23 protein-coding genes and 1 pseudogene are annotated in these 25,944 nt (G+C 54.9%); 14 read left to right on the forward strand and 10 right to left on the reverse strand.

All coding sequences use genetic code 11. The features are described from left to right. Positions 1–22: 22 nt before the first annotated feature. The 5 genes and pseudogenes from ACMAZB_RS04685 (at position 23) to ACMAZB_RS04705 (ending at position 5,515) form a co-directional block, all read left to right on the forward strand. Positions 23–538 (forward strand): annotated as a pseudogene (locus ACMAZB_RS04685) (SDR family oxidoreductase). A 501-nt stretch (positions 539–1,039) separates the two neighbouring features. Then, on the forward strand, positions 1,040–3,466 hold the full coding sequence (locus tag ACMAZB_RS04690) for a TonB-dependent receptor (protein WP_435219605.1): 2,427 nt from the start codon (positions 1,040–1,042) through the stop codon (positions 3,464–3,466). An 18-nt stretch (positions 3,467–3,484) separates the two neighbouring features. Next, positions 3,485–4,225, forward strand: coding sequence for an SDR family oxidoreductase (locus ACMAZB_RS04695; protein WP_435214876.1), 741 nt, complete (start codon positions 3,485–3,487; stop codon positions 4,223–4,225). A 20-nt stretch (positions 4,226–4,245) separates the two neighbouring features. Beyond that, positions 4,246–4,653: an MFS transporter gene (locus ACMAZB_RS04700; RefSeq protein ID WP_435219606.1), complete on the forward strand. Its 408-nt coding sequence runs from the start codon at positions 4,246–4,248 to the stop codon at positions 4,651–4,653. Then, positions 4,598–5,515, forward strand: coding sequence for an MFS transporter (locus ACMAZB_RS04705; RefSeq protein WP_435219607.1), 918 nt, complete (start codon positions 4,598–4,600; stop codon positions 5,513–5,515). Before ACMAZB_RS04700 ends, ACMAZB_RS04705 begins: the two co-directional genes overlap by 56 nt. A gap of 94 nt (positions 5,516–5,609) precedes the next feature. On the opposite strand, the gene ACMAZB_RS04710 is transcribed toward ACMAZB_RS04705, so the two are convergent. From ACMAZB_RS04710 to ACMAZB_RS04750, 9 genes are all read right to left on the reverse strand, one after another. Continuing rightward, positions 5,610–6,929: an amidohydrolase family protein gene (locus ACMAZB_RS04710; RefSeq protein WP_435214879.1), complete on the reverse strand. Its 1,320-nt coding sequence runs from the start codon at positions 6,927–6,929 to the stop codon at positions 5,610–5,612. 134 nt (positions 6,930–7,063) lie between these two features. Beyond that, the gene (locus tag ACMAZB_RS04715) at positions 7,064–7,975 is read right to left on the reverse strand and encodes an NmrA/HSCARG family protein (protein WP_435219608.1); all 912 of its coding nucleotides are present in this window, start codon (positions 7,973–7,975) and stop codon (positions 7,064–7,066) included. 35 nt (positions 7,976–8,010) lie between these two features. Continuing rightward, the gene (locus ACMAZB_RS04720) at positions 8,011–8,511 is read right to left on the reverse strand and encodes a nuclear transport factor 2 family protein (RefSeq protein ID WP_435214883.1); all 501 of its coding nucleotides are present in this window, start codon (positions 8,509–8,511) and stop codon (positions 8,011–8,013) included. A gap of 136 nt (positions 8,512–8,647) precedes the next feature. Continuing rightward, positions 8,648–9,499, reverse strand: coding sequence for an acyl-CoA dehydrogenase (locus ACMAZB_RS04725; protein ID WP_435219609.1), 852 nt, complete (start codon positions 9,497–9,499; stop codon positions 8,648–8,650). A 4-nt stretch (positions 9,500–9,503) separates the two neighbouring features. Then, a complete protein-coding gene (locus ACMAZB_RS04730; protein WP_435219610.1) occupies positions 9,504–10,283 on the reverse strand; it encodes an enoyl-CoA hydratase/isomerase family protein in 780 nt (259 codons plus the stop codon). 1 nt (position 10,284) lies between these two features. Next, the gene (locus tag ACMAZB_RS04735; protein WP_435219611.1) at positions 10,285–10,668 is read right to left on the reverse strand and encodes a 3-hydroxyacyl-CoA dehydrogenase family protein; all 384 of its coding nucleotides are present in this window, start codon (positions 10,666–10,668) and stop codon (positions 10,285–10,287) included. A 35-nt stretch (positions 10,669–10,703) separates the two neighbouring features. Continuing rightward, complete coding sequence (locus ACMAZB_RS04740) at positions 10,704–11,810, reverse strand: 3-hydroxyacyl-CoA dehydrogenase NAD-binding domain-containing protein (RefSeq protein ID WP_435219612.1); 1,107 nt, start codon at positions 11,808–11,810, stop codon at positions 10,704–10,706. Positions 11,811–11,824: 14 nt separating this feature from the next. Further along, positions 11,825–12,613, reverse strand: a complete 789-nt coding sequence (locus tag ACMAZB_RS04745; RefSeq protein WP_435219613.1) for an enoyl-CoA hydratase-related protein — start codon at positions 12,611–12,613, stop codon at positions 11,825–11,827. Positions 12,614–12,635: 22 nt separating this feature from the next. After that, entirely contained in the window at positions 12,636–13,853 is a 1,218-nt protein-coding gene (locus ACMAZB_RS04750; RefSeq protein ID WP_435219614.1) for an acetyl-CoA C-acyltransferase, read from the reverse strand. A gap of 152 nt (positions 13,854–14,005) precedes the next feature. On the opposite strand from ACMAZB_RS04750, the gene ACMAZB_RS04755 reads away from it, so the two are divergent. From ACMAZB_RS04755 to ACMAZB_RS04780, 6 genes are read left to right on the forward strand one after another with little or no spacing between them, the layout of a single operon-like run. Then, positions 14,006–15,124: an acyl-CoA dehydrogenase family protein gene (locus ACMAZB_RS04755; RefSeq protein ID WP_435219615.1), complete on the forward strand. Its 1,119-nt coding sequence runs from the start codon at positions 14,006–14,008 to the stop codon at positions 15,122–15,124. Between the two features lie 38 nt (positions 15,125–15,162). Continuing rightward, entirely contained in the window at positions 15,163–16,380 is a 1,218-nt protein-coding gene (locus ACMAZB_RS04760) for an acyl-CoA dehydrogenase family protein (RefSeq protein ID WP_435214897.1), read from the forward strand. Between the two features lie 29 nt (positions 16,381–16,409). Further along, a complete protein-coding gene (locus ACMAZB_RS04765) occupies positions 16,410–18,086 on the forward strand; it encodes an acyl-CoA dehydrogenase family protein (RefSeq protein WP_435219616.1) in 1,677 nt (558 codons plus the stop codon). Further along, positions 18,086–19,294, forward strand: coding sequence for a CoA transferase (locus tag ACMAZB_RS04770; protein ID WP_435219617.1), 1,209 nt, complete (start codon positions 18,086–18,088; stop codon positions 19,292–19,294). Before ACMAZB_RS04765 ends, ACMAZB_RS04770 begins: the two co-directional genes overlap by 1 nt. A gap of 51 nt (positions 19,295–19,345) precedes the next feature. Then, a complete protein-coding gene (locus tag ACMAZB_RS04775; protein ID WP_435214901.1) occupies positions 19,346–20,098 on the forward strand; it encodes an SDR family oxidoreductase in 753 nt (250 codons plus the stop codon). Between the two features lie 17 nt (positions 20,099–20,115). Next, positions 20,116–21,327: an acetyl-CoA C-acetyltransferase gene (locus ACMAZB_RS04780; protein WP_435219618.1), complete on the forward strand. Its 1,212-nt coding sequence runs from the start codon at positions 20,116–20,118 to the stop codon at positions 21,325–21,327. Here the strand turns inward: ACMAZB_RS04780 and ACMAZB_RS04785 are convergent. After that, positions 21,324–22,601, reverse strand: a complete 1,278-nt coding sequence (locus ACMAZB_RS04785) for a TetR/AcrR family transcriptional regulator (protein WP_435219619.1) — start codon at positions 22,599–22,601, stop codon at positions 21,324–21,326. The genes ACMAZB_RS04780 and ACMAZB_RS04785 overlap by 4 nt on opposite strands. Positions 22,602–22,856: 255 nt before the next feature. Between ACMAZB_RS04785 and ACMAZB_RS04790 the strand changes: the two genes are divergently transcribed. Genes ACMAZB_RS04790 through ACMAZB_RS04800 form a run of 3 tightly spaced genes read left to right on the forward strand, consistent with a single transcriptional unit; the run spans position 22,857 to position 25,944 of the window. Further along, positions 22,857–24,260, forward strand: a complete 1,404-nt coding sequence (locus ACMAZB_RS04790) for an AMP-binding protein (RefSeq protein ID WP_435219620.1) — start codon at positions 22,857–22,859, stop codon at positions 24,258–24,260. Further along, positions 24,170–24,481 carry an AMP-binding enzyme gene (locus ACMAZB_RS04795; protein WP_435219621.1) on the forward strand — a complete coding sequence of 104 codons (312 nt, stop codon included), beginning with the start codon at positions 24,170–24,172 and terminating at the stop codon, positions 24,479–24,481. The genes ACMAZB_RS04790 and ACMAZB_RS04795 overlap by 91 nt, the downstream gene beginning before the upstream one ends. A gap of 29 nt (positions 24,482–24,510) precedes the next feature. After that, positions 24,511–25,944: an aldehyde dehydrogenase gene (locus tag ACMAZB_RS04800; RefSeq protein WP_435219622.1), complete on the forward strand. Its 1,434-nt coding sequence runs from the start codon at positions 24,511–24,513 to the stop codon at positions 25,942–25,944.

Below are 25,944 nucleotides of genomic sequence, written 5' to 3' on the forward strand. Positions count from 1 at the left end.
CGGGGCATCAACACCGGTAGGGATGGGAGCCGCTACGGCGCGCCGCTTGCGCCGGGAAGGCGCCCGGGGCGTTGTTTCGGGACTCGGTGAGCAGTCGCGTCAAGAACTCGCGCAGGAGATCGATGGCCTGGCCTCTGAAGCAGATATCACCTCGAAGCAAGCGAATGTCGATCTGGTTAATTTCACCCTAGAGACCTATGGCCAGATTGACCTCGCTGTTAATCACATGGGTCTCGCCACCCGCAGTCCCATTGCGCAGGAGACTGAAGAGCACATGCAGTTGATGACCGAGGTGAACTGCTTCGGTACATACTGATTCATCCGGGCGGTGGCGGATGTGATGGGAGAGCGGCGTGCGATTGTCACCACCTCGTCTCTGGTGGCTTATGACGTGTCAAACGGGAAGTCTGCTTACGCCTGTGCCAAGGCAGCGGCGGAGCGATTTGTAGAAGCCGCTGCAGTCGAAGATAGCCAGAACAGACTACGCATCACTCCATCTATTAATAACACAGCGATGCTGCGTAAAGGCATCTATTAGCGGGGTGGCGACTTCGATGAATTTGTTGGCCTCTACAAAGAATTGGCGCTGCTCGGCCGGATCTCTACTTCCGAAGATATTGCGGGAATGGTGTGCCTGATGCTGTATCCCGAGTTCTTTGAAACAGGGCAACATATCCACCGTAGTGGCGGAGATTCGCTGCTTGGGCAACCCGTACAGGTTGTTACTCAGGATCTGAACTAGCCCCCAAAACTTGAGCGCAATTTTCGCACCTTGCATGCCAATGCGAAGCGCCAGCTAGCTATTGGGATCCGCCAGAAAAGCATCGCGATTTTTCACTATCAGCACATTTTTTTCAGACACTAAGCTAAGACTCAGCGGTCTGTCTTGTTGATTAATAATTTACATACGTGTAAAGTAAATATTAACTATACACACGTGATAAGTATAAGGTGACAGGTTTTAGGATGTTCTTCGGCCTGCCCTTTGTGCGAAAAGGTTTAGTAATCCGATAAATAGAATAAAACCGGGATGACCCTTATGAAACTGAAGATAAATCAACTCATCAGCTTGTCTGGCTGTCTCACACTTTCCCTTGGAACGGCCGAGCCTGCCCTTGGGCAGCTCGAGGAGGTGATGGTAACTGCTCAAAAGCGTGAGCAAAATCTCCAGGATGTGCCCATTTCGATATCGGTGCTAACGGCTGAGGATCTGGATCAGCAATACATTACTGAAACTGTGTCGCTTGCGCAGGCGGTCCCGTCTCTCAACTTTCAGGCAGGTTTTGCGCCTTCATCCACCAACTTCAATATTCGCGGTGTTGCCTCCTACACCTTTGAAGGGGGTATTCAACCGAGCGTCGCCATGGTTGTCGATGGCGTGTCTCTGGCGAGGGCGGGTGAGTTCATATCTGAGCTGGCTGATGTAGAGCGTATCGAGGTGTTGCGGGGCCCGCAGGGCACCCTGTTCGGACGTAATACCACAGCAGGTGCAATTAACATTACTACCAGGCGGCCAAGTACAGAAATCGAGGGGTACTTAGAGGCCAGTTTTACCGACGACGACGAGCAGCTGTATCGAGCTAGATTGAGCGGGCCGCTGACGGAGACAGCCGCAGGATCACTGAATGTGTTCTACCGGGACAGGGAAGGCCATCTCAAAAACGTTTATCCGGGTGGTGACGACGGTGGTGGTATTGAGTCTTGGGGCGCCCGGGCGCAACTTGACCTGAATTTCTCTGACTCGGTGAATCTATTATTGTCCGGCGACTATCGCGACGCTGAGCACGGCTTATCTCCACAAGTCACACTCGTTGCTGAACCTTCGCTTGATGGTATTCCCGCGTCAGGGTTGAATTTGCGGGAAATCCAGCAGGGTGATGGCGACCCGGTGCTTGGTCAACGCGTGATCGACGATATGTTCATGATCAATCTCAATGATAAGGATTTCGCCAAGCAAGAGCTTGATAGTTGGGGGCTGTCCGCCAACCTCACCTGGGAGATCGACGAATCGCTTAGATTTGTTTCAATATCCGCGTACAGAGAGTGGCATGAGGCGGTGAATCCCGACATAGATTCCGGGCCGGGTCAGCTCTCCAATGGCGGTTATGGCTTGCCCATCGCGTTAGCTCATACCAGCAATACGCCGTCCAGTAATATTCCTCTTTCTCGTCCATTTGATAATGAATATTTCACGCAGGAGTTCAGGTTAGAGCAAGCTGGCCAGTCACTAGATTGGACTGTAGGTGTGTTTTACACAGCTTTTGAGGAGAACGTTAAAGAAGGTTTTGCATTGTATATCCCGTTTGATCCTGCCTTTGGAGAGGGATACACCACTTCCGTGCAAACAGATAACACCGATGAATTAACGGCATTTTCAGCATTTTTTGATGGTACCTACCATGTTTCGGATACGCTGGATATTTACGGCGGTTACCGTTGGACCCATGAAGAGGTCGACGTACGCTACGATAGTCCAACCTATGTGGTTCCAGATAGTGCAGGGGTCTCAGAGTTCGATCTAGACAACAATATTGTAAACTTTACGGTCCCTGTACCGCCCGCTTTGTATACCGCCGGTGAGGCGGATACCGACCACACAGACTGGTCTACTAGATTGGGTGCATCGTGGCAGTACATGGATAGTTCCAATTTGTATGCCACGGTAAGCCGAAGCTTTGTCGGTATCGGAGCGGACATTTCAAGAACGGGAAACCCAGACGCCGCTTTTCTTCAGCCCACAACGGCTGAGGCTGTTGAGTTTGGGATGAAGACCATGCTCTTGGATGATAGCTTACAGCTCAACGGGGCGGTTTTCTGGCAGGATGTGGAGGATCTGCAGACCTCAGCCTTGCTGCCTGGAACCATTCAGACTGTGAACCTTAACGCGGGTGACCTCGATATATTTGGTGTTGAGATCGACGCGATCTGGGCCTACTCAGACTACGGACGTATTTCCGCGGCAGTCACCTATCTAGATGTGGAAGTCAAAGATCTATTGCAGCCTTGCTGGCCCGGTCAAACCATAGAAACTGGTTGTAACATTGACTTGAACGGGGGCCCGGCCACCGATCCGGACGTTGCGGTGCAGACCGACATGGACGGCTCGGGTCCGCCTAACACGCCTGAGTTGGCATATAACATCGGCATCAGCCACATTTTTCCGTTGAATAATCTTTCTTTCGACATCCATGGCAGTGTGAACTACGTGTGGCAAGACGAAGTGAACTTTCCATTGAATGGTGACCCGCTTCTCGTACAGGATTCCTACGGGCTTCTGAATTTTTCGCTGAGCATGGTAGACAAAGAAGACCGCTATGAGGTGACGCTTTTTGGCAGAAATATCAACGACGAGGAGTTTTACAGCGATTCATCAGAATCCAGTGGATTTATCGCTAGGCAGTACGTTCGGGTAACGCGCGGAGCTCAGTCTTTCTACGGTGTTCGCTTGAAGTATAACTTTCGTTAATCTCAACAAGTTGTTGGCATGCGCTTAGCCTCAAAGGTCATCGCCATTACAGGAGGTAGTTATGGCCTCGGGAAAGCACTGGCCAATGCCTGCTACAGCGAAGGCGCGCGGATTGCCATCATCGGGCGCAATTCCAGTAAGCTGGAGTTGGCGCGCAACGAGATCGGTGAAAGGGTCGCCAGTTTTCCATGTGATATTGGCGACCCTGCCGCGGTACGTCACACCTTTGAGGAAATTGATGCCCAAATGGGTGAGTTGGATGCCTTGGTAAACAACGCGGCGATATACCCGATATTCAAACTTGAAAACGCAAGTGATGAACAACTTCGTTCGGTAATCAATACCAATCTTCTCGGGACAATGTACTGTTGTCGCGAGGCAATACCACTATTGAAGAAGTCGAGGGGTGATATTATCAATGTCTCGTCTGAGGCCGTGCGGTTCTATCCCCCTTTGTTGAGCGTATACACGGCTTCAAAATCCGCATTGGAGGCTTTCTCGCAGAGTTTGAGAGTGGAGCTGGCACCCTCAGGTGTTCGCGTATCAGCACTGCGAGTTGGTCACCTGCTTCGGGAGGATGCCTCTCCTCTGGATGACGAAACCTATGAACTGATGATGCAAACCTTTCAGGAAACGGGTTTCGTAGCTGCGACTGGAGAGGGTATGCAGCTCGATACGGTCACCTCCACTGCTATTCATCTCCTTACGCTTCCCGGGGACGCTACCATCGATTTACTGGAACTGCGGTCCCGACGTTGAGGGCAAGAGAGAGCAAGTAGGTGGACGACCGCAAGTACACGGAATTTCGCGAAGGCTGGCCAACGCTGCTGGTCGCGCTTAGCGGGGTTATCAGCTCAGCGCACTTTCTTCCCTTGTACAGCTTCGGGCCAATGGCACCAGATCTTTCCAGGGCGCTGAACATACCTTTGGGGGAACTGCAGCGCTGCATCACCCTGAGCTTTGTCGGTATTGCCGTAGGATCTCAGTTAGCGGGTTGGCTAATGGATAGATTCTCGCTGCATAGCGTCACCCTGTGCTCATTAGTGCTGTATGTCCTGACATACATTATGATGGGCACGGTTTCACTCAGCCAGAATCTTCTATACGCCTTCTATTTTTTTTCTGCCGATTGTGGGAAGCGGCACACTGCTGATCACCTGGACAAAGATCGTCTGCGACAAATTTGAGCGACAACGCGGTCTCGCGTTAGCTATTTTGCTGTCGGGTTCGGGCGTGGTAAGCACTGTCTCCCTACTACTGCTGGCGGGCTATGTCGGCACAGCAGAATGGCAGCAAGGGTTTTTCTTTCTGGGTATATTGCCGCTTGCAACCCTGCTGGTCTGCTTCTTTGCTATGGCTATAAGCAACTCAAGCTGGAACCAGCCGAGTTCTCTGTTAATTGACTCTGCGGAACCCGCAAATGACAGAGATCCTAAGCAGCTTACAGGATTAAGTTATCGAGAGACGCTACGTAACCGCCAGTTCTGGACGATCATTGTCGCATTGATCCTGGTTGTCTTCGTCGTGGTTGCAATGATAATTAATACGGTTCCGATGCTCGTCCAAAAAGGTCTATCGCAGTCAGACGCAACATTAGTATTCAGTGCGTTTGGTTTGGCACTGGTCGCGGGCAGGCTGGCCGGAGGCTTTTTCCTCGACAGATTCTGGGGCCCACTTGTCGCATTTTTCGCTCTGGTGCTGCCCTCAATCGGATGCCTGATATTCCTGCTGGGGCCACCGGACATCTCGCTCATGGTTATGGCGACGGTTTTGGTAAGTGTGGCAGCCGGTGCAGAATTCGACATTCTCGCCTATCTCGTGTCGAAATATTTTGGCCTTCGATCCTATGCCACCGTATTTGGAACGGTATCAGGCACTGTCGCCCTCGGCAGCGGTACGGCTCCGCTCCTCATTGGCCCCCTGATCGATGCCACAGGTAGCTACGATGGTTTGCTGCTTATCTGTATTGGAGTAGCGGCGCTCGGCGCTTCATTGTTTTTAACGCTTGGGCCATATCCAGATTTCGAAGTGGCGGTGACCCGAGAGTAAGACGTAACGAACGGTCAGTACTGAATCGAACATCCTTATGTTGATGTCTGCCTATGGCCTAAGCACCGTCCTTGGCGCGGCTTAAGTTTGCGGTTCAGTCTGCCGCAGCCCCTTCACCGGCGAATAATTTCTGCACTTCTCCTGAGGTCATGCGCCCCGAGCGATCGGTGATTTTGGCGGAATTTCCCCCACCCGATTTTTCACGGGTGTCTATCCCCGCCTTTCTGGCCTTCTCACGCAGCGCACCCACCGTGCAGTTTTCGCGGCCCAGAAGGGCAATGGGATCAAAGTTGAAATTCTTGATAGCGTTGAGGTGGGTCACCTGATTTATTTCTTCGTCGCTGAGCCCCACGTTATCCAGTTGCCGAAAAGTGTTTTCCGGCGTCATAGGCCATGTGCTGTCTGAATGCGGATAATCACACTCGAAGAGTATGTTTTCGATCCCTACGAGATCGCGATTACGCAAGCCGCTCTCGTCTTCAATAAAGCAGGTGAGAAAATGCTCTCTAAACAGTTCTGTCGGCCTTTTGCCGCCAAAGTTAGACTTGGTCCAGGGGCCGTGATGGTCCAGCGTAAATTCAGCCCGTTCAAGGAAGTAGGGTACCCAGCCCACCCCACCTTCGGTGAGTGAGATTTTCAAGTTGTCATACTTCAGCAGGAATTCACCATAGAGCCAATCTGCCGCGCTGTTGGCAATGGACATGGGAAAGGCAGCAATCCAAGCATCGATAGGGGTGTCCGGTGAAGAATGCGGTGGCTGTGCGCCGGTGCCAATATGGCAGTTTATGACCACGTCATTCTCGGCGCAGACCTCCCACAGTTTGTCCCAGTGTGCGTTGTGGACGCTGGGGAAGCCGTGGCAAGTTGGGTTATCCGGAAAGCTAATGGCCCTACAGCCCTTGGCGACTACCCGCTTGACCTCATTAACCATGAGTTCGCTATCCCAGATGGGCAGTAGGGCCAGGGGAATAATTCGCCCTGGATGGGTGCCGGCCCATTCATCGATGTGCCAGTCGTTGTAAGCCTCGATTACACGTTTTGCCGCATTCTTATTTTTGGACTGGTGGAACAGGTTGCCAGCAAAGGTTGGAAATGTGGGGAAGCAAATAGAGGAGAGGATGCCGTTGGCATTCATATCGCCGATGCGTTCATCAATCGAGTACACACCCTTGCGCATGTCTTCATAGCGTAGGGGTTCCATGCCGTACTCTTCTTTGGGCCGGCCGACCACCGCATTCAGTCCCATATTGCCGATTTTTTGACCTTCATATAGCCAAAAATTCTTGCCGTTTTCCGCTACCAGACGGGGTGCAATAGTCTCCAGCTCCTTCTGGGTCATGTGGTTGTCGAACATTTCCGGGGGTTCGACAACGTGGTCATCCACACTCATCAGTATCATGTCTTCAAGCTTCATGGTCTGCTCCTGTCGTTCTCTGGCAATGGCTGGCGTTAAATGGGCAAGGCAGACGTTACTTTACACAAGTGTATAAATAAAACCAACACAATGGATTCGCAACATGAGGATTAACTTTTGGATAGGCAGGGTCGCTAACTAGGAGGCATGTGCGTGTTCGCCCAGTCTGCAAACCGCATCATACGGTTGTCTATCAAGGCACTCGCGAGAGCAATTTTGTGCGCACCTTCTGGGCCGAAGTAATGATTCTCCTCCCAGAACGCCATCATATGGCGAAATTCTTTGGCGCTAGGGAAAAAGCGATCGTATTCCTCGGCGGCAACTTGCTCGTAGTGAAGTTTGTGACCTTGGGTGTTCAGGATGTCGACAAGCTCTTGCCAGCATAAATAGTCGCTGGCGAGTGCCAGATACTGACCGTCGCCGACGTCCTCGGGCCGATTGAACGCGGCGGCTACAAGCGAGCCCAATTCATTAATGTCAGCACAAGGGAAGCGGCACTTGTCTTTATCGGCTGGATAGCGCCATAACGTGTGCCCTTCCGGGGTTTTTTTCGGCGCATGAATGGTAAGAAAATTCTGGAAGTAAAAGGGCGCTTCCACAAACGCGTGATGGCGGAATCCAGCTGCTTTCACTTCGTGATCAACTCGCGCTTTACTGCTGAAATGAGGCACCGTGTATTTGCCTCCTGATAGCGCGTGGTAGTCAGGCAGGGTTGACCAGATGAAATGCTGGATGTCGGCAGCTTTCGCTGCCCGCACAAGGTTTTTGCCCTGCTCAAATTCGCCCATTCGGGTCGCGCGATCCCAGAAGTTGGTCACTGCAAACAGGCCATATGAGCCCTGCAATGCCTCTGGCAGGGTGGTAGGGGTATTCAGATCCGCCGCAGCAACTTCACAGCCCAACTCTGCCAAGCGTAGTGCCGCCGGGCTTCGGGGGTTTCTGGTTAGCGCGCGTACCTGCCAGTCTTGCTGATCAATGAGTGCCCTGACAACGCCGCCCCCCTGAGCGCCCGTCGCACCCAGTACGGTGACAATTTTTTTCCCCATAAATATCCTGATAGCTCGATGGGTTGTTGTTAACCCTAAATCCGCGATCGGGCAGTTTGCATGGCGTTCATATCACCCTCACTGGCGGCTACGCCCATACAAATTTTATGGAACAGCCAGCGACCGTTCGGTTGGCGGTTCAACCAGCCCTCCCAGTGCATTTGCATATTGCAGTGGGTGCTGGCCGGCGCAGACAGGTGGTCTGTCTCGATGTTGTCTTGTGGATTAATGTAATGACAGGCGTACATTCGGGTCTCGATATGCGCCTTGTGCCCGTCAATGGTAATCAATTGATTGGTGTTCAGGTGAGCGGTTGCGTCGAACCCCGGCAGAAACTTAGCAGGCGCAAGTTCTATGTATTCCTGAGGCGACAAGGTGCAATCGATATCGAGCATTTCTGCCTGCAGATGGAAGGGGTCCGTTAATACCGAGGCAATCAGGCCCCAGTCACGAGTATCCAGACCTTTGGCGTATCGATAAAGCTGGTCTGAGATCAATGCCCTGTCGCTGAGGGTTTGAAGGGTGAGCTGTTGCATGATGGCTGCTCCTGTCTCGAGGGACGTCGACTTTCATGGCTGGCCTTGCCGACCAAGCCGTGTTGATGCGGGGGATACAGCGTATGGATTGCTGCAGGGAGTTCATGGATTACCAGCGTTCGAATTCATACTGTACCTAGAGCGTCATCGTCGCTTCTGCCTTCATGCAGACGTAGCCGTGATGGTCTACCGACCAAAGCAGCAAGTGGTTGCCACTGCGCCGGCCGCAGAGAGTAAAGGGATGGTTGTCGAACGTGGGCCGCACCGCGCGAAACTTGAACTTTTCAATTCGAGCCCCTGGGAAGTGTTCGTACACAAGGTCAAGCAGCAACGTGGCCAGCAGAGGGCCATGAACCACCAGTGCCGGGTACAGCTCTTCATTGACAGCGTATTCCCGGTCGTAGTGAATACGATGGGCGTTGTACGTGAGTGCGGAGTAGCGAAACAGCAGTACGGGGTCGGGTGTCATTTCCCGGGAGAATTCGGGTCCTTCTGTCGCCATCTCCCCGGGTGGTAACTCGCTTCTTTCCCGGGGCGCTTCCCGGTAGACCAAGTTCTGTTCTTCAGTAATGCAAAGGTCATGGCCCTGGCGTAATTCGTGCTTCAGGTTGACAAAAACCAGCGGCCCCGAGCGTCCATTCTTGGCCTCCACTGAGGTGATGCTGGAAGTTTTCTCGGTGGCCAACCCCAGTACCAATGGCTGCGCTATGTCCAATGCGCCGGCTGCCCACATTCGACGTGGAAGAGGTACTGGTGGCAGGAATCCGCCTTTGCGGGGATGACCATCCTCGCCGGTGCTGTCACGCTGGGTGGGATCGAGAAAGTACAGCCAGTGCCAAGGAAGGGGCAGTGGGTTTCCGGTGTCGGGAGCTTCAGTGTGATTGATGGCCCCTGCCAGCGCCTGTGCGCCAAAGACTGGCAGGTCACTATGACGCGTTATTGACCGGCCAATCCAGGACTTAAGTGTATTCAGTGTCGCGTCATCCACGTGATTATCCTTTGAGAAAATCCGGTGGCCGTTTCTCCTGCAGGGCTGTTAGCCCCTCCTCGAACTCGTCGCTGAGAAAGCAGTGGGTCTGGTGGCTTTCCTCGGCTTGCAGTGCCGATTCCATAGGTTGGGGCGACTGCCTCATTGCCTCCTTGAACTGCCGCATGGCTAGCCTGGGCAAGAGGGAGAATTCGCGCGCCTTGTCGACTGCGAGCTCCATAACTTTGTGGTCTTCGACGAGTTGTTCCACTAGATTGAGCTCCAGCAACTGCTCACCCTTGAGGGAAGCTCGGTCTAGCACTAGGCGTCGTGCTGTGCCCCACCCTGCCTTGCGCACCAGAGACTGGGTTGAGCCCCAGTCAGGTACTAGGCCCAGGTTGAGGAACGGAAAGTTCATGCGGGCGGTTTCGCCAGCAATGATGTAGTCCGCAACCAAGGCCAGTCCGGCGCCCGCGCCAATAGCAAACTTCTCCATGGCTACGACAACGGGAATATCGGCGTTCCAAAGCAGTCGAACCAGTTTGTGGCCACTTTGCATGCGTGCACGGGCCTGCTCCTCGCTCATGCCGCGCATGCTGGCGAGGTCGCCTCCGGCACAAAAAATTCCGCCTGTGCCGCACAGCAGCAGTGCACGAACGGTGTCATCCGCTAGCGCCTCTGCAGTGGCCTCGATCAGCCCCAAGCGAGTCGTTTCATCAATAGCGTTTTTTGCCGCTGGCCGATTGATGGCGACCTGGGCAACATGCAGGTGGGGGCGGGTGACGATTACAGCTGGCTTTGTCATATCAGTGCCGGGCGGCCTCTCTAGTGATTAGGTTTTCCCCTAGTTGCGCGCGGCGACGCAGCCAATGGCTGGGTCGGTAGCGAGGGTCTCCTGTGACTCTCTGCAGTCCTTCCAGTACTTGCATCACCCTGTGCGGGCCAAGACGGTCCCCTAGGGCCAGGGGGCCAGCCGGATAGCCCAGGCCAATGCGAACAGCATCGTCAATGTCGTCTACCGAGGCAATACCGCGCTGGGCAATGTTGGTGCCGATGTTCACAATGGTGGCCAGCATACGCTGAACCACAAAACCGGGGCTGTCATTAATAACGGTATAGGGGGCGTTGTCCGCTCCCAGTATCGCGGCCGCATCATCCCGGGACTGGGTACGGGTAATGGGGCTCAACATCAGGGTGCGACGCATCTCCAGCGAAGGGAGAGGGTCTACGGCAACACAACGACTGGCATCCAGATTGAGGTCGGCACAGGCCTGTGAGACATCAATGCCCAGGGTTGAATCAGAAGCAGACTGGCATCATCAGGAGATACCACTATTTGGGCGCCGGCTTGTTGGCTCAGCGTCGACAATTCGGCATGTTGGTCAGCTGCGGGGTCAATCCAGACGCGGCAATTTTGTGACATTGCCGGAGGGGGTTCGTTGGCATTTGCTAAGTCGAGTTTTTTGCCCTCCTGATACTGATACCACCCCTCGCCGGTTTTACGCCCAAACAGGCCGGCGGCAACTCTGGGAGGAATAATAGAGGATGGACGAAAGCGCGGTTCCTGCTGAAACTGGTCGTAGATCGACTGCATGACCTTGGATGATACGTCCAGCCCGGTCAGGTCCAGCAGTTCGAAGGGGCCCATGCGAAAGCCAGCTGCCTCGCGCATTAGCAGGTCGACCTGGTCGTGGCTGGCGGCCTGCTCCTCAAGTATTCGTAATCCCTCGGTGTACAAGCCGCGACCGGCGTGGTTAATGAGAAAGCCGGGCTGGTCCTGAACCAGCACTGCGCGGTGACCCGTCTTGTCTATGCAGGCTTTAAGTTTTTCTACAGTAATGTCTGCGGTTCTCACCGATGAAATAATCTCAGTCACCCGCATCACCGGTACCGGGTTGAAGAAATGCAGGCCGGCTATTCGCTCGGGGTGCGCACAGCCTGCAGCGATATCAGCAATGAGCAGGGATGAAGTGTTGCTGGCAATGATGGCAGCGGACGAAACGACTGTTTCCAGTTCGGCAAAAAGGCCCCGCTTGATCTCGAGGTCTTCGAGCACCGCCTCGACCACGATGTCGCAGTCTGCGATATCGACCAATTGGGTGCAGGGAACGAGTTGGGATTTTGCCTTGTCCGCTTCTTCTCGACTGATTCGGCCCTTGTCGACCTTGCTATCAAACATGTCTGCCACAAAGGCGTGAGCAGCGGCGACAGCAGCCTCGGAGTTATCGTAAAACTTTACTCGATGTCCCGACTGAGCAAACAGCTGCACGATGCCGCGCCCCATGGCTCCGGCGCCGATGACGGCGATAGTTGCTTGTGCTTCAGCTGTCATTGTTCCTGCCTAACTCAGTTTCCAGTGAATTTCGGTTTACGCTTTTCCAGGAATGCGGTCATGCCTTCGGTCTGGTCGGTGGTATCAAACAATTTCTGGAACTCGTTTTGCTCAAGTTGCAGAGCCTCTGGCAGAGGTAGGTCACTGCCCTGTCTGAGGACGCGCTTGATCGCATGCATGGCCCTCGGTGGCATGAACGTGACCTTGCGTGCCAGTTCCAGTGCTCTGTTCAAGGCTTGCCCCTCTTCAGCCAATTCGCTCACCAGCCCTAACTGGTAGGCGCGCTCACCTGTGAGCGCCTCGCCGCACATAAGCATTAAGCTGGCCACGGGTTTGCCCACTGACCGTGCCAGTCTCTGAGTTCCACCGGCACCGGGCATTATGCCGACCTTGGCCTCTGGCTGGCCGATCCGGGCGCTGGTGTCGGCAACGACAATATCGCACATTTGCATCAATTCGGAGCCAGCGCCCAAGCAGTAACCATTGACGGCGGCGATCACTGGCTTCTCGCAAGAGGCAACAGGGTGCCAGTAGCTTGGGAGGTTAAGTTCTGCCACTTCCTGCGAGCTCTTATCAACCAGTAGCCTCAGATCGGCACCGGCTGCAAATACCTTTTCGCCGCCGGTTACCACGATGACGCGTATAGCCGGATCTCCCGAGAGCGCAAGGAATGCAGTAGCAATAGCCTGTCGCATTTCTAGGTTTAGGGCATTGAGTTGTTGGGCCCTGTTCAGCCTCACTAGGCCAACGCCTTGGTCCCGTTCTACTTGGACCGGGGTGTTGCTGTTATTTTCTGTTTGCATATTTACCTGTCTCGAGATTGAGTTACATCGTCTCGATAATCATGCTGGGAGCTAGGCCGCCGGCGGCACACAGGGTGACCAAGCCGCGCTTCAGTTCCCGCCGCTCCAGTTCATCGAGCAGCGTACCTAGCAACATTGCGCCCGTGGCACCAATGGGATGCCCTAGGGCAATGGCCCCACCATTTACGTTGAGCTGGTCGTGATCTACGCCCATCAGTTTCATAAAGCGTAGCGGCACGACCGCGAAAGCTTCGTTGACTTCGAATAGATCAATATCATCGACGGTCATTTCTGCACGGGTGAGTGCTCTCCGGGCCGATGCTACGGGTTCGTTCAGATTATATTCGGGACTTCCCGCCACAGAGGCGCTGGCTAAAATTCTCGCTCGAGGCTTGAGTTTGTTTGCTCGAGCATATTCAGGTGAAGCCAGTACTACAGCCGCAGCGCCGTCGACGATACCTGATGAGTTCCCTGCGTGATGCACGTGGTCAATCTTTAAGTCAGGCCAGGACATGCGTGCGATCTCGCCAAAGGTGTGGCTGTCATCCATGGGGTAGTTCATGAAATCGGAAAATACCGCCTGCAACTTCGACAGCGTCTCAACGGTGGTTCCCCGTCTGGGGTATTCGTCATGGGCCAGGGCGAGTGAGCCATCATCATTTTTGATAGAAACGATGCTCTTTTCGAAATAACCCTTGTCGATAGCCCGCAAAGCCCGCTGTTGGCTATCGGCGGCAAAGGCGTCCACATCGCTGCGGCTGAAACCTTCCTCGGTGGCGATGACATCCGCGGAGATGCCGACGCTGGTGATGGGGTGTTTGTACCGCAGGTGCAGGTTGTGCTGATCGGTAGCCATATTGGGCTTGTCGGGTAGAGACATCATCTCAACGCCACCGGTTATCACCAGATCGTGCATGCCCGTACTAATGCAATTGGCACCGAATAACGTCGCCATAAGGCTGGAGCCACAAAAGTGATCTACCGTTGTACCGCTACTGCGCATCCAGCCTGCGTCCAGCGCCGCCATCCGGGCGATGTCACCGCGCTGAGTGCCCGCTGGGTTACCACAGCCCATAATGACGTGTTCAATATCATCCGTGAGCAGCTGGTTGCGTTCGGCGATAGCGGTCAGTATCTGGGAGAGCAGGCGCTGAGGGTGCACCTGCGCCAGGCTGCCCTTGTCGGGGCGACCCAGTCCGCGAGGGCTGCGGGCGGCATCAATAATCCATACTTCTTGCATTGGGTGTCCACACGGGTCGGGCTGCTGGTTTTAGCGAGAGGCGACGGTTTGTTGTCTCTGCTGATAGCGTCTTGTTGAAACTTTACAGTGGTGATAAGCTAAATACAATCTCCAGATCAGGCAGTAGCAACGATGGGCCGTGGTATTCAGTAGTGAATTTTGATTTCTCAGATGAGCAGAAAGCGCTGCAGATCGAGGTGCAACGTTTTCTCTCTGATCGTAGCGGGCTGTCAGTGGCTAGAGCGGTGCTTAACGACAGCAGCATGTCCCATTCCGAAGCTGTTTGGCAGCAAATGCTCGACTTGGGGTGGGCAGGCATAGCGATTCCGGAACCGTATGGTGGTGTTGGCCTAGGTTACCTGGAGCTTTGCACTATGGCCCATGAGTTGGGGCGATCACTGGCGCCAGTACCGTTCTCGTCCACGGTTTATCAGTTCAGTGAGGCCGTACTCCGAGGGGGTGACGAGGCGCAGCGACAAGCTGTATTGGCAGGAGTCGCTGCTGGAGCTACTGTTGGTACGCTTGCCTTCGCCGAGGGTTTGGGCTTCCCCGTCCCCGGTCGCATTAAACTGCGTTTCGAGAAGGGTAGGCTACACGGAGAAAAGTGGCCGGTGCCGGATGCGATGATTGCCAATGCCGCGGTAGTATTGGCCGCTAATGAGCGCAATGAGCCCTGTCTGTGTCTCGTCGATCTCGCACAGGATGGCGTGCAGCGTCGATCGTTGGACTCCATCGACCCCACTAGAAAACAGGGCGTCCTCGTCTTTGAAGGCGCCGAGTCTCAGCCCCTAGGCGAGGCGGGCGACGGTGCTTGGGCAGTGTTCAGGGCCGTGCTCGACGCTGCCGCGGTACTGTTTGCTTTTGAGCAGGTAGGGGGCGCTGAAGCCTGCCTCCAGAGCGCCATTGATTTTGCGACTGAGCGGCATGCTTTTGGCAGACCCATTGCGTCCTTCCAAGCCATCAAACACAAGCTGGCAGATGTGTATGTCGGTAATCAGCTGGCACTCAGCAATGCTTATTTCGGCGCCTGGGCCTTGGCTTCCGGCTCCGATGAGTTGCCCCTTGCAGCGGCTGTCGCTCGGGTAAGTGCGACCGAAGCCTATGAACACGCCGCGGCAGAAAATGTCCAGGTACACGGTGGTATGGGCTTTACCTGGGAGGCAGATTGCCACCTCTTTTTACGCCGTTCCCGTTCTCTGGCGCTGTTAATAGGCGATCTTGGAATGTGGAAGAAGCAAATTACCGCTGAATTTGAACGCAAGGTGGCCTGACACCCTATCGCGGTGCAGGCGACTTTGCTGGAGAAACTATGGATTTTGAAGATACCCGCGAGGAAGCTGAATTTCGTGCAGAAGTGCGAGGCTGGTTGGCTGAGCAGGCCGTAGAGTACGACCTGTCGCAGCACGGTGATTTGACCATGGATCAGCAGCTGGCGCTCGGCAGGGCTTTTCAAGCCCGAAAAGCTAATAAGGGTTATGCAAAAGTCACCTGGCCTAGAGAGTTGGGTGGCATGGGTGGTACCCCCATGCAGGCGGTGATCTACGATCAGGAGGAAGGACAGTACGATTTTCCCACCGTCTTTTTTGGTATCAGCGTGGGCATGCCGATTCCCGTAATGCGCCGGTTTGCATCAGAGGAGCAGCAGCAGCGTTATCTGATACCCGCTCTGCGAGGCGAGGAAATCTGGTGCCAGCTTTTTTCTGAACCGGCGGCCGGCTCCGACCTAGGAGGCATTCGACTTCGTGCCCTTCGTGACGGCGACGACTGGGTGCTCAATGGTCAGAAAATTTGGACATCTTGGGCCCACATCTCCGATTACGGGGTCATCATTACGCGCACTGACCCGTCTGTGCCCAAGCATCGGGGCATGACCTACTTTTTTGTCGATATGAAGGCGCCTGGTGTGGAAGTAAGGCCAATCCAGCAGGCAGCTGGCGGGGGTGAATTCTGCGAGGTTTTCTTCACCGATGTTCGCATTCCCGATGCCTCCCGCCTGGGCGAAATCAACGGCGGCTGGCAGGTGGCCATTGCAACCTTGATGGAGGAGCGCTTTGCGGTGACCGAAGCCTCCGGGGGCGGTGCTTCCCTCGAAGATACCGTGCGGTTCCTGCGGCGGGAATTCGATGATGGGGAATCTGGCCTCGATGATCCTCGAGTGCGCGATAAGATTGCCGATTGGTATGTTGCGGAGTCCGGCATCAATAATTTCTACGCGCGGCTCCTGACTGGACTGTCCCAAGGCCAGTTGCCCGGCCCCGAAGCCGCATTGAGTAAACTGGTGATCGCACGAAAGTTACAGACACAGTCAGCTTGCATCATGGATGCTTGTGGGCCCGCAGGTGCGATCTATCCCGATCACCCGATCTCGCGGACCACCGATAGTCGCATGGCTTGGCTGGAAGCCGCGGGATATCGCATTGCCGGCGGCACTGATGAAATTTTGCGCAATACCATTGCCGAGCGCGTTCTGGGGCTGCCGGGCGATATTCGGGTGGACAAAAACATACCCTTCGAAGAGTTGGGCTAAGCCCTTTGAGCATGGGAGCAGAGTCTTTAGTGATTGATGTTGATAACAGCGCAGGCTTCAAGGGCTTCTTTGATAAATTCCCTAGCCTTATTTTACAGGCGACCGAGAATTTGGCGAGGTCTTGCTGCATAGCCGGAAAACTTGATCCACAACGCCTCGATCAAGAGCAGGTTGCCAGCTACGAACTGGCATGGGTTTACGCCGAGTACCGGGCCGCCAGCGTCGCATGGGAAAGTTATAACGGTACGGCTACCGAGTTGCAGCAGGGGCTTTGCGGAATCTACATAGCCAGTGCTGCGCAGTCCATAAGAACCCGGCTCGAACCCTTGTTGCCGGTATTAGGGATCGAGCCAGAAGATTTTGACCGGCTTTTCGGCGCGGGGGAATTGCGCTCGACGATGCAAGCGCTGCTTGCGCCGGCTTACCTGGCGGAGGTAGGTCAAGAGGTCATTCAGCTGCAGGGCGAGGTTGGCCAGGTCACACTCGACGATGATAAGGAGATGATGCAGACGGCTTTTCGCAAGCTCGCTGTTGATATTGTCGAGCCCCTCGCTGAAAGCATTCATCGCCAGGACCTGACTGTGCCGGAAGCGATTCTGAAGCCGTTGGGAGAGATGGGCGTATTTGGTATCTCGGTTCCCCAGCAGTACGGCGGCACAGCCCCCGATGCCGATGCGGACAATGCCTCAATGATCGTCGTCACCGAGGCTTTATCGGAGGCCTCGCTGGCGGCTGCGGGCAGCCTGATTACACGCCCCGAGATCGTGACTAGAGCGCTGCTCAGTGGTGGCACTGAAGCGCAAAGAGTTCGCTGGTTACCCCAAGTGGCGTCTGGAGAAAAACTCTGCGGCATTGCCATCACTGAGCCTGATTATGGTTCTGATGTCGCAGGGCTTTCAGTCAAGGCCTCACCGGTCGCTGGGGGCTGGTTGCTCAATGGCGCCAAAACCTGGTGCACTTTTGCGGGCAAAGCACAGTTGCTCTTTGTCATTGCGCGCACCGATACCGACAGGTCATTGGGACACAAGGGCCTGAGCGCCTTGTTGGTGGAGAAGCCAAGCACCGATAAGCATGAGTTTTGTTTTGATCAGGAGTCGGGGGGTCGTTTAACGGGAAGGTCTATTCCCACAATAGGTTACCGGGGTATGCACTCCTATGACCTTGTTTTTGAAGACTACTGGGTGCCTGAAGCGAACCTTATAGGCGGAGCTGAGGGGCAGGGAAGGGGATTCTATCTCGCGATGGCCGGCCTGACGGGTGGGCGAATCCAAACCGCAGCTAGGGCGTCAGGTGTGATGCGTGCCGCTCTCAAAGCCGCGGTTCGCTATTCCCAGAACCGCAAGGTCTTTGGTGCTCATCTGGGTGACTACCAGCTTACCCGGGCGAAGCTCGCCAAAATGGCCGCTCAGGTCGCTGTCAGCCGTTGCTTTACCTACCGTGTGGGTGAGCTATTGGACTGCGGCGAGGGGCAGATGGAGGCGAGCCTGGTTAAGTTATTTGCCTGTCGGTCTGCAGAGTGGATTACGCGGGAGGCGCTGCAAATACACGGTGGCATGGGTTACGCCGAGGAGACCGCGGTAAGCCGTTACTTTATCGATGCCCGGGTGCTGTCTATTTTTGAGGGTGCCGAAGAGACACTGGCCCTCAAGGTCATCGCCCGGCAGCTGCTGCAAGATGCGCTGAACAAGGGCGAGAGACATTCCTGATGGGTATTCTGGCGGGTCTGCGGGTGGTTGAGGTCTCTGCCTTTGTGGCGGCGCCCTCTGCGGGCTTGGCACTGGCGCAGATGGGGGCTGAAGTGATTCGCATCGATGATATCCGGGGCGGGCTTGACTACCGACGCTGGCCTGTCACCGAGGACAATACCAGCCTCTTCTGGCAAGGTCTTAACAAGAGTAAGCGCTCCGTAGCCATTGATATTCGTCGGCCCGAAGGCCGGGAGCTTGCCAGATCAATCATTTGTGCTAGTGGGGAGGATGCGGGGATCCTGCTGACTAATTTTCCACCCAAGGGCTGGCTGGATTATGACAGCTTGCGCGAGGCTAGGCAGGATTTGATCCAGCTGACCGTCATGGGCAATCGCCACGGTGACTCGGCCGTCGACTACACCGTCAATCCCGCCCTAGGTGTTCCGATGTTCACCGGGCCAGAGGACCATGTGGGCCCTGTAAACAGTGTACTACCTGCTTGGGACTGTATTACCGGACAAATGGCCGTCTCGGGATTATTGGCTGCCGAGCGTCATCGCAGCCGCACCGGAGAGGGGCAGCACATTAAGTTGGCGCTGGAAGATGTGGCCATGGCCACCATGGGTACGCTGGGCTTTATCGCCGAGGCGGAACTGGGTTTTGACCGTGAGAGGTCCGGCAATTACCTATACGGTGCATTCGGGAGAGATTTTGTCTCAGCCGACGGCGTTCAATTCATGCTCGTTGGCCTCACGCCCAAGCAGTGGCGCGGACTTTGTTCGGCCACAGAATTGGAGACGAAAATGGAGCAGCTAGCCCACGCAAGAGGCTTGGATTTCAGTCGTGAGGGCGATCGATACGAGGCGCGCAAGGAGATTGCAGCGCTGATTCAACCCTGGGCAGCATCCAGAAAAATTGGCGAGATCGATGCCGCCTTTTCGGCACAAAATGTTTGCTGGGGTCGTTACCAAAGTACCCAGGAAATGGTGCTAAATGATCCCGCATGTTCTGCAGAGAACCCCCTGTTTGTTCACAGGGAACAAGCGGGCATAGGGGAAATGCTCATGCCGGGTAGCCCCCTTGAATTTACTGGCCTTGATCGAAAGGACGTGACGGGAGCGCCAGGCCTTGGTGAGCATACCGACCAGGTTCTATCTGAATTATTACAGTTGTCTTCCGGGGAAATCGGACGGCTTCACGATCAGAAGTTGGTAAGCAGCGGCTGAGATCAATTTCTTAATCAGACGTTCAAGTTAAACATGGGAGAGGGTTTTGCGATGTCATTTGAGGGAAAGGTAGCGATTGTTACGGGTGGTGGCCAAGGCATAGGAGAAACCTATGCCAAGCGCTTTGCCGCTCAGGGCGCATCAGTGGTTATTGCTGAGCTTAATGAAGAGGCCGGTCAAAGGATTGCCGACGAAATCTGTCAGGCAGGAAACTCGGCGGTTTTTGTGAAAACCGATGTGTCTTCCGAAAGCGACGCGGCGGCGGCTGCCAGCCTAGCAAGGGAGCAGTTTGGAGGCATCGACATTCTGGTGAACAACGCAGCAATTTTTCATGGCATGCGTTATGAAACCCTGCTTGATGTGGATCTCGACTACTACTACCAGATTATGAAAGTGAACATGCACAGTCCGCTGGTCATGACACGGGCGGTGGCGAGTTCCATGGCGGAGAGGGGCGGCGGTAGCGTGATCAATCAATCGTCTACGGCAGCCTGGAAGGCACAGGGGGGTTACTATGGTATTGCCAAACTGGGGGTGCAGGGGCTGACAATGTGCCTGGCCAGTGAACTCGGTGATCGTAATATTCGGGTCAACGCTATCGCACCTGGCCCCACGGATACTGAGGCTACCCGGCAGGTGCCAGCGGAGATTCTCGACCACGTGGTGAATGGATTGGCACTGAAACGGCTGGGTGATACTGCAGATATCGTCAATATGGCCCTGTTTCTGGCGTCCGATGAAGCGGCCTGGATTACCGGTCAAACTTTCAGGGTTGATGGTGGCGACACCATGCTGCCCGCCTGAACCACAGGTCAAGAAAGATGAAAATTCGTCAAACCTATATCTGCGAACCTGTACGGACACCCGTAGGAAAGTTCGGCGGCGCCTACAAGCCCTTAGAGGCACAATTCCTGGGTGCTGCGGTAGTGAAGGGTCTCCTGGAGAGAACCGGGCTTCCCGGGGAGGCTGTGGAGGATGTGCTCTTCGCCCAGTGTTATTCCAGCATGGATGCACCTGCACTGGGTCGCGTGGTGGCGCTGGATGCCGGCCTGCCGACAACGGTAGGAGGATTGCAACTCGATCGACGCTGCGGCTCTGGTTTACAGGCGCTGATTTATGCTTATCTTCAGGTAGCAAGCGGTGGCTCTGATGTCGTGATAGCCGGTGGCGCTGAATCCATGAGTAACGCGCCTTTCTTTACTCATCGTGCGCGCTGGGGCCTAAAAGAGCCGACACTTGAACTGCAGGATTCCTTAGCGCGTGGTCGCGTCACAGCGGGCGGCGTCAACTATCCCGTGGCCGGTGGCATGTTGGAAACAGCAGAAAATCTGCGCAGCGAGTATGGAATACCCCGTGAAGAGCAGGATATGTTTGCGGTGGAATCCCAGCGCCGAGCCATTGCCGCTCAAGAGCAGGGCTTGTTTGACGACGAAGTCATTCCTGTTACTGTCCCCGCTCGCAAGGGCGATATCGTCGTGACCCAAGACGAGACTCCCCGGGAAACTACCGTGGAAGCTCTGGCAGGCCTCAAGGCGATTAGGGCAGGTGCTGATCCCGACGCTACGGTCACCGCGGGCAATGCCAGTACCCAGAACGACGGTGCCTCGGCTTGTATTGTGGCAAGTGAAGACGCGGTAGCTCAGTATGGGCTAAAGCCCTTTGGTCGGCTGGTGTCTTGGTCCGTTGCGGGGGTAGAGCCTGCACGGATGGGCATTGGGCCCGTGCCCGCAGTACAAAAGGCGCTGCGAAATGCGGGGTTGAAGTTATCCGATATAGACCTGATCGAACTCAACGAGGCCTTTGCCGCGCAGGTGCTGGCGTGTACTCGCGCGCTGGGGTTTGAGCGGGCCGATTTCGCGCGTTTAAATGTCAACGGTTCGGGCATTTCGTTGGGCCACCCGGTAGGGGCAACGGGGGGGCGAATCCTCGCGACATTGCTGCGTGAAATGGGCCGTCGGGGGAGTCGATACGGTATCGAAACTATGTGTATCGGTGGCGGCCAAGGCCTTGCTGCGTTATTTGAGCGGGTTTAGTCCAGTTCCGGTGGCGGTGGCCACTCCGCTTTAGCTGCTGCCGTATAGAGGCCTTCGAAAACGAAAGTCATATAGGTTTTGCGGAAGCGTTTCGCCTGCTTTACCCGCTCCTTGACAGAATTCGCTCCTTTGAGAACGAGGAACAAACCTACCAGCGATGCGCTGGCGGTAATGATGGCGCTCATTTCCGGGTCTGTACCCTTGCGCAGATGTCCGTGCTTTGCGTGCCAGCGGAAGAGTTTGCGGTAGTGGGCAATAAGCGGATCCTTGCGAGCGCCATCCCTGAGCATTTGTTGAATACGGATTCTCAGTAAGCTCAGGTCTTCGGCGCTAAGATCGGAGGCATCTGTGAAGGACTCACGTCTAGCGAATGAGCGGTCCAGCGTGTAGATGAGTTCCTTGTCGAGTTTTTCCTCGACAGCGGCAATAAGATCTTCCTTCTTCTTAAAATGATAGTAGGCACCCGGACGCGTGACGCCTGCCCTGCGCGCCACCTCAGAGACGGAGACAGCCTGTTCCCCCACTTCTGCCATAAGCAACATGGCTGTCTTCATCAGTTGTTCCCGGGTCTCTACAGATTTGGCTTTTCTGCCATCGCGGATCGTGTCTTTCGTCGACACAGGTTTTTCAGCACCGTCTCCGTCGTGAGAGTAGCGGGGCAGTTTTGGCCAGTCTTTGAGTTTTTCCGGTAACAAAGCACCATCGAACATCAGCTGGTAATTGGCCTTGCCAAAAAGCTTGGCTTGTTTGTGTCGACGGCTCTTTTGTTTGAATTCAGATACCGCCAGAAAAGAAGAAACCAGAGTGGTACCCCTAACGATGGCAGCTATATCGGCTTCGACGCCAGGTTTCACCAGGCCTTCACGGGCTGCCCGGGTAAGGCCCCTTTCTCGGAAGCGTATGATGACGTCATCTGTGCCTTGTTCCAGCAGTCTCTGAATGCGCAGATAGATCGTGTCCTGATCCTCTGCGGCAAACTCTGCGGCCTGTGAATAAAGGTATTTGTCTTCTTTACTGCCGGCTACGGTTCTGACCAGTTGGTGATCAGTATCTTTGCGCACGGCCTCGAGCATGGCATCGCGGGATTTGAAGTGATAGTAAGCCCCAGGGCGGGTAACTTCGGCGGCTTTGGCTACAGCAACGACAGACACCGAGTTAATGCCCTTTTCAACGATGAGTTTCGCGGCGGCTGCAATTAGCTTCTGGCGGGTCGCACGGCTTCGGGCTGACCAGCCGTTCTCTGGCTCTGCCGTGGATTCGATATTGGATGCCATAATCGTTTTCAGCTTATTAGTGGTTGGGAAGCCTAGATTCCCGGCTCATCCGCTTCGAAGATGGTAACAGAACCCTTATCAGCCCTGCAAAAAATGTACTGAGTGTTGAATCTGTCTCTCTAGGAGCGACTGTATTCTTGCGATTAACTTTACACACGTGTTAACCTAACGGTTGAATTCGCCGTATCAAATCCGATGAGATTCCCGACGGCGTTGGGTGGCGTAACGGCTTGTGTTAAGAGGAATAGGGCGCTAATGACCAATTCTGCCTGGAGAACCGAGCAGCGACACACCATACTCGAGCTGTGGAAAGAAGCCGTGGCAACATCGCCTGATACGGTGTTCCTGCACTTTCTTAATGACAATGAGAAGTATACTTACGCCGAGTTCGATGCGTTATCTAATCGGCTGGCCCAAGGCCTCTTGAGCAGCGGGATCGCTTCTGGGGATCGCATTGCCACGCTACTGGACAGCCATGCAGATTCAGTCGCCTTGTTGATTGCGGCCTCCAAGGTCAATGCTGTGTACGTGCCCGTCAACACGGCGAATAAAGGCGAGTTCCTGAGGAATCCTCTGGCCAATTCCGGGGCAAGGGTTCTAGTCAGCGAGGCCCAATACCTTGAGCGGGTGGCAGCGATCAGGGAGGGCTTGCCCGACCTGCAGACGATTTATATTCGGGGGGAATCCTCAGCGGGCGCAACGGCCGGTGAGTTATTTGCGCAATTATATTCAGACAATAGTGCCGACACTGATATCTGCCCAGATCCGGGAGACATCGCGGGCATTATTTACACGGGGGGCACAACCGGCCCCTCCAAGGGCTGTATTCTCAGTCAGAACTATATCGCCAACCAGGCACTCAGAACCCGGGAAATGTGCGACCCCCGGCCCGGCGAGGTTAACTGGACTTGCCTGCCCTTATTCCACTTGAACGCCATCGTCGTGACCCTGCTGTATTCGGTGGTAAGCGGTACTACCGCCGCTATTACCCCTCGGTTCTCCCTGTCCGGCTTTTGGGCGGATATAGAAAAGAGTGGTGCCTCGGTAGCGTCTGTGCTGGGTTCCATGATCCCTCTTATTGCCAATATGCCTGATAGCGAGGACATGTTGCGTTGCAAGGGGCAGCTGAGAATGGCCAGGGGAGCACCATTTCCCGGCGAGCTCCAAGAGATCTGGCGGGACAGATTCGGCGCTGAGATCGTGGGGGCACATGTTTACGGCCTGACCGAATCAAGCTTTATATCCATGCTTTCCTATAGCGAAGCTACAGATGCACCTCCGGGGTCATCCGGAAAGCTCAATCATCGTGATTTCGAGGTGATGATCGTAAACGACAGCTTCGAAGAGGTGCCGGCGGGGCAGACCGGAGAAATCGTCGTCCGGCCCAAACGCCCCAATGTGATGTTTGAAGGTTATTGGGGTAGGCCCAGGAAACCCTCAATGTTTTTGAGGGTCTGTGGCTTCACACCGGTGATATCGGCAAGTTTGATGAGAATGAGTTTTTATATTTCGTCGACAGGAAGAAGGATTATCTGCGCCGTCGGGGAGAGAACATCTCCAGTTATGAAATGGAGACAACCTTTGCCCTGCATCCCGCTGTTAATGAGGTGGCGGTACATGCGGTTCCGTCGGCGCTCACCGAAGACGACATCAAGGTGACCGTGGTCAAGGAGGCGGAATCGCCCCTGACCGAACATGAACTGGCAATCTGGGCGATAGACCATGTCCCGTATTACGCGATACCACGTTATATAGAGTTTAGGGCTCAGTTACCCAAAAACCCTGTGGGTAGAATTTTGAAAAACCAGCTGCGCGACGAGGGCTGCACAGACGCTACCTGGGATCTCGAGCAATCAGATATAACCTACAAGAAGGGCTGATCGGGCGACGACCCGCAGTTGGAATAGTCATGGAATATCGGAATATTTTTGTAGACGGTCAATGGCGTGAGCCCGCATCAGAGAAGCGTATCTCAGTAGAGTGTCCTGCCAATCGGGAAATCATGGGTTCCTGTCCTGAGGCGACCGAACAGGATGTTGACGCGGCCGTAAATGCCGCCAAGTCGGCCCTCGCTGGGCCACAATGGTCGAGCACCTCTGGTGAGGATAGGGCATCCCATATCGATGCGTTGTCTGCGGCTATCAAGTCGCGAACCGATGATCTGGCTGTCTGTGCCGCCCGGGAGATCGCTGCTCCCTACAGCTTCTGCAAAGGCCAGGTCGCTATGGCCAGAATGACGCTTAAATTTTACGGACAACTCGCCAGAGATTATGAATTTGAAGAGCGCAGGACCGGCTACTTTGGACAGGTGCTGGTGCGTAAGGAGCCGGTCGGTGTGGTCGCAGCGATTGTGCCGTTTAACGGTCCGCTGTTTGCTGCGATGCTCAAGATCGGTCCCGCATTGGCTTCCGGTTCAACGGTGGTGCTTAAGGTGCCAGTGGAGGCGCCGCTGTTTTCATATGTGCTCGCTGAGTGTATTCAGGAGGCGGCGATACCTGCCGGTGTCATCAATATTCTGACAGCAGATCGCGATGCCAGTGAATATCTGGTGGCGCACCCCGATGTCAATATGGCGAGCATTACCGGCAGTGTTGTCGCCGGCCGACGGGTGGCGGAGATTTGTGGCTCCCAGATCAAACGAGCGGCCCTGGAGCTCGGCGGTAAGTCTGCGGCGATTGTCTGTGCCGATGCAGAGCTCGCCACAGTTGTCCCTGAACTGGCCAAAGCTTCTGTGATTAACAGCGGACAGGCTTGTGCCGCCCAGACTCGTATTCTTATTCCTAGAAAGCGTTATGAAGAAACGGTCTCGGCCCTGGGTGATGCTTACAGAGCAATGAAAGTGGGAGATCCTTTCGACCCTGAAACCGCACTCGGACCCATGATCCACGAACGGCACTTTGAACGCGTGAAGGCCTGTATTAGCGCTGGCGTCGACGAAGGGGCTAGGCTTGTCACCGGGGGTGGAACACCTGAGCACCTTAAGTCGGGTTACTTTATCGAACCGACACTGCTGGCGGATGTGACCAGCGACATGCAGATTGCGCGTGAAGAAATCTTTGGCCCGGTAGTTTGTGCGATCGCCTACGATGACATAGAGGACGCCATTCGAATTGCCAATGACTCGGAGATGGGGCTCTCTGGTTCGGTCTGGACGTCAGATGTAGAAGCCGGAATTGAGATAGGCCGGAAAATACAAGCCGGAAATTTCACCATCAACGGTTTTTCGATGGATGTGGCGGCACCTTTTGGCGGTTATAAGTCTTCCGGACTGGGTCGCGAACTGGGAGAGGAAGGGCTGCATGACTACCTCGAATTTAAGTCCATAAACCTACCCGCAGGCTAA

This window comes from Luminiphilus sp. nBUS_07, from assembly GCF_051201685.1.
GTDB lineage: Bacteria > Pseudomonadota > Gammaproteobacteria > Pseudomonadales > Halieaceae > Luminiphilus.

What these genes read in the sequence shown, in the direction of transcription:
- ACMAZB_RS04760 (WP_435214897.1), top strand. Translation starts at nt 15,163, where the DNA reads ATGGATTTTGAAGATACCCGCGAGGAAGCTGAATTTCGTGCAGAAGTG.
- ACMAZB_RS04750 (WP_435219614.1), bottom strand. Translation starts at nt 13,853, where the DNA reads ATGCAAGAAGTATGGATTATTGATGCCGCCCGCAGCCCTCGCGGACTG.
- ACMAZB_RS04735 (WP_435219611.1), bottom strand. Translation starts at nt 10,668, where the DNA reads ATGTTGAGCCCCATTACCCGTACCCAGTCCCGGGATGATGCGGCCGCG.
- ACMAZB_RS04740 (WP_435219612.1), bottom strand. Translation starts at nt 11,810, where the DNA reads ATGACAGCTGAAGCACAAGCAACTATCGCCGTCATCGGCGCCGGAGCC.
- ACMAZB_RS04800 (WP_435219622.1), top strand. Translation starts at nt 24,511, where the DNA reads ATGGAATATCGGAATATTTTTGTAGACGGTCAATGGCGTGAGCCCGCA.
- ACMAZB_RS04730 (WP_435219610.1), bottom strand. Translation starts at nt 10,283, where the DNA reads ATGACAAAGCCAGCTGTAATCGTCACCCGCCCCCACCTGCATGTTGCC.
- ACMAZB_RS04790 (WP_435219620.1), top strand. Translation starts at nt 22,857, where the DNA reads ATGACCAATTCTGCCTGGAGAACCGAGCAGCGACACACCATACTCGAG.
- ACMAZB_RS04720 (WP_435214883.1), bottom strand. Translation starts at nt 8,511, where the DNA reads ATGCAACAGCTCACCCTTCAAACCCTCAGCGACAGGGCATTGATCTCA.
- ACMAZB_RS04715 (WP_435219608.1), bottom strand. Translation starts at nt 7,975, where the DNA reads ATGGGGAAAAAAATTGTCACCGTACTGGGTGCGACGGGCGCTCAGGGG.
- ACMAZB_RS04690 (WP_435219605.1), top strand. Translation starts at nt 1,040, where the DNA reads ATGAAACTGAAGATAAATCAACTCATCAGCTTGTCTGGCTGTCTCACA.
- ACMAZB_RS04710 (WP_435214879.1), bottom strand. Translation starts at nt 6,929, where the DNA reads ATGAAGCTTGAAGACATGATACTGATGAGTGTGGATGACCACGTTGTC.
- ACMAZB_RS04770 (WP_435219617.1), top strand. Translation starts at nt 18,086, where the DNA reads ATGGGTATTCTGGCGGGTCTGCGGGTGGTTGAGGTCTCTGCCTTTGTG.
- ACMAZB_RS04785 (WP_435219619.1), bottom strand. Translation starts at nt 22,601, where the DNA reads ATGGCATCCAATATCGAATCCACGGCAGAGCCAGAGAACGGCTGGTCA.
- ACMAZB_RS04780 (WP_435219618.1), top strand. Translation starts at nt 20,116, where the DNA reads ATGAAAATTCGTCAAACCTATATCTGCGAACCTGTACGGACACCCGTA.
- ACMAZB_RS04775 (WP_435214901.1), top strand. Translation starts at nt 19,346, where the DNA reads ATGTCATTTGAGGGAAAGGTAGCGATTGTTACGGGTGGTGGCCAAGGC.
- ACMAZB_RS04795 (WP_435219621.1), top strand. Translation starts at nt 24,170, where the DNA reads ATGGAGACAACCTTTGCCCTGCATCCCGCTGTTAATGAGGTGGCGGTA.
- ACMAZB_RS04745 (WP_435219613.1), bottom strand. Translation starts at nt 12,613, where the DNA reads ATGCAAACAGAAAATAACAGCAACACCCCGGTCCAAGTAGAACGGGAC.
- ACMAZB_RS04695 (WP_435214876.1), top strand. Translation starts at nt 3,485, where the DNA reads ATGCGCTTAGCCTCAAAGGTCATCGCCATTACAGGAGGTAGTTATGGC.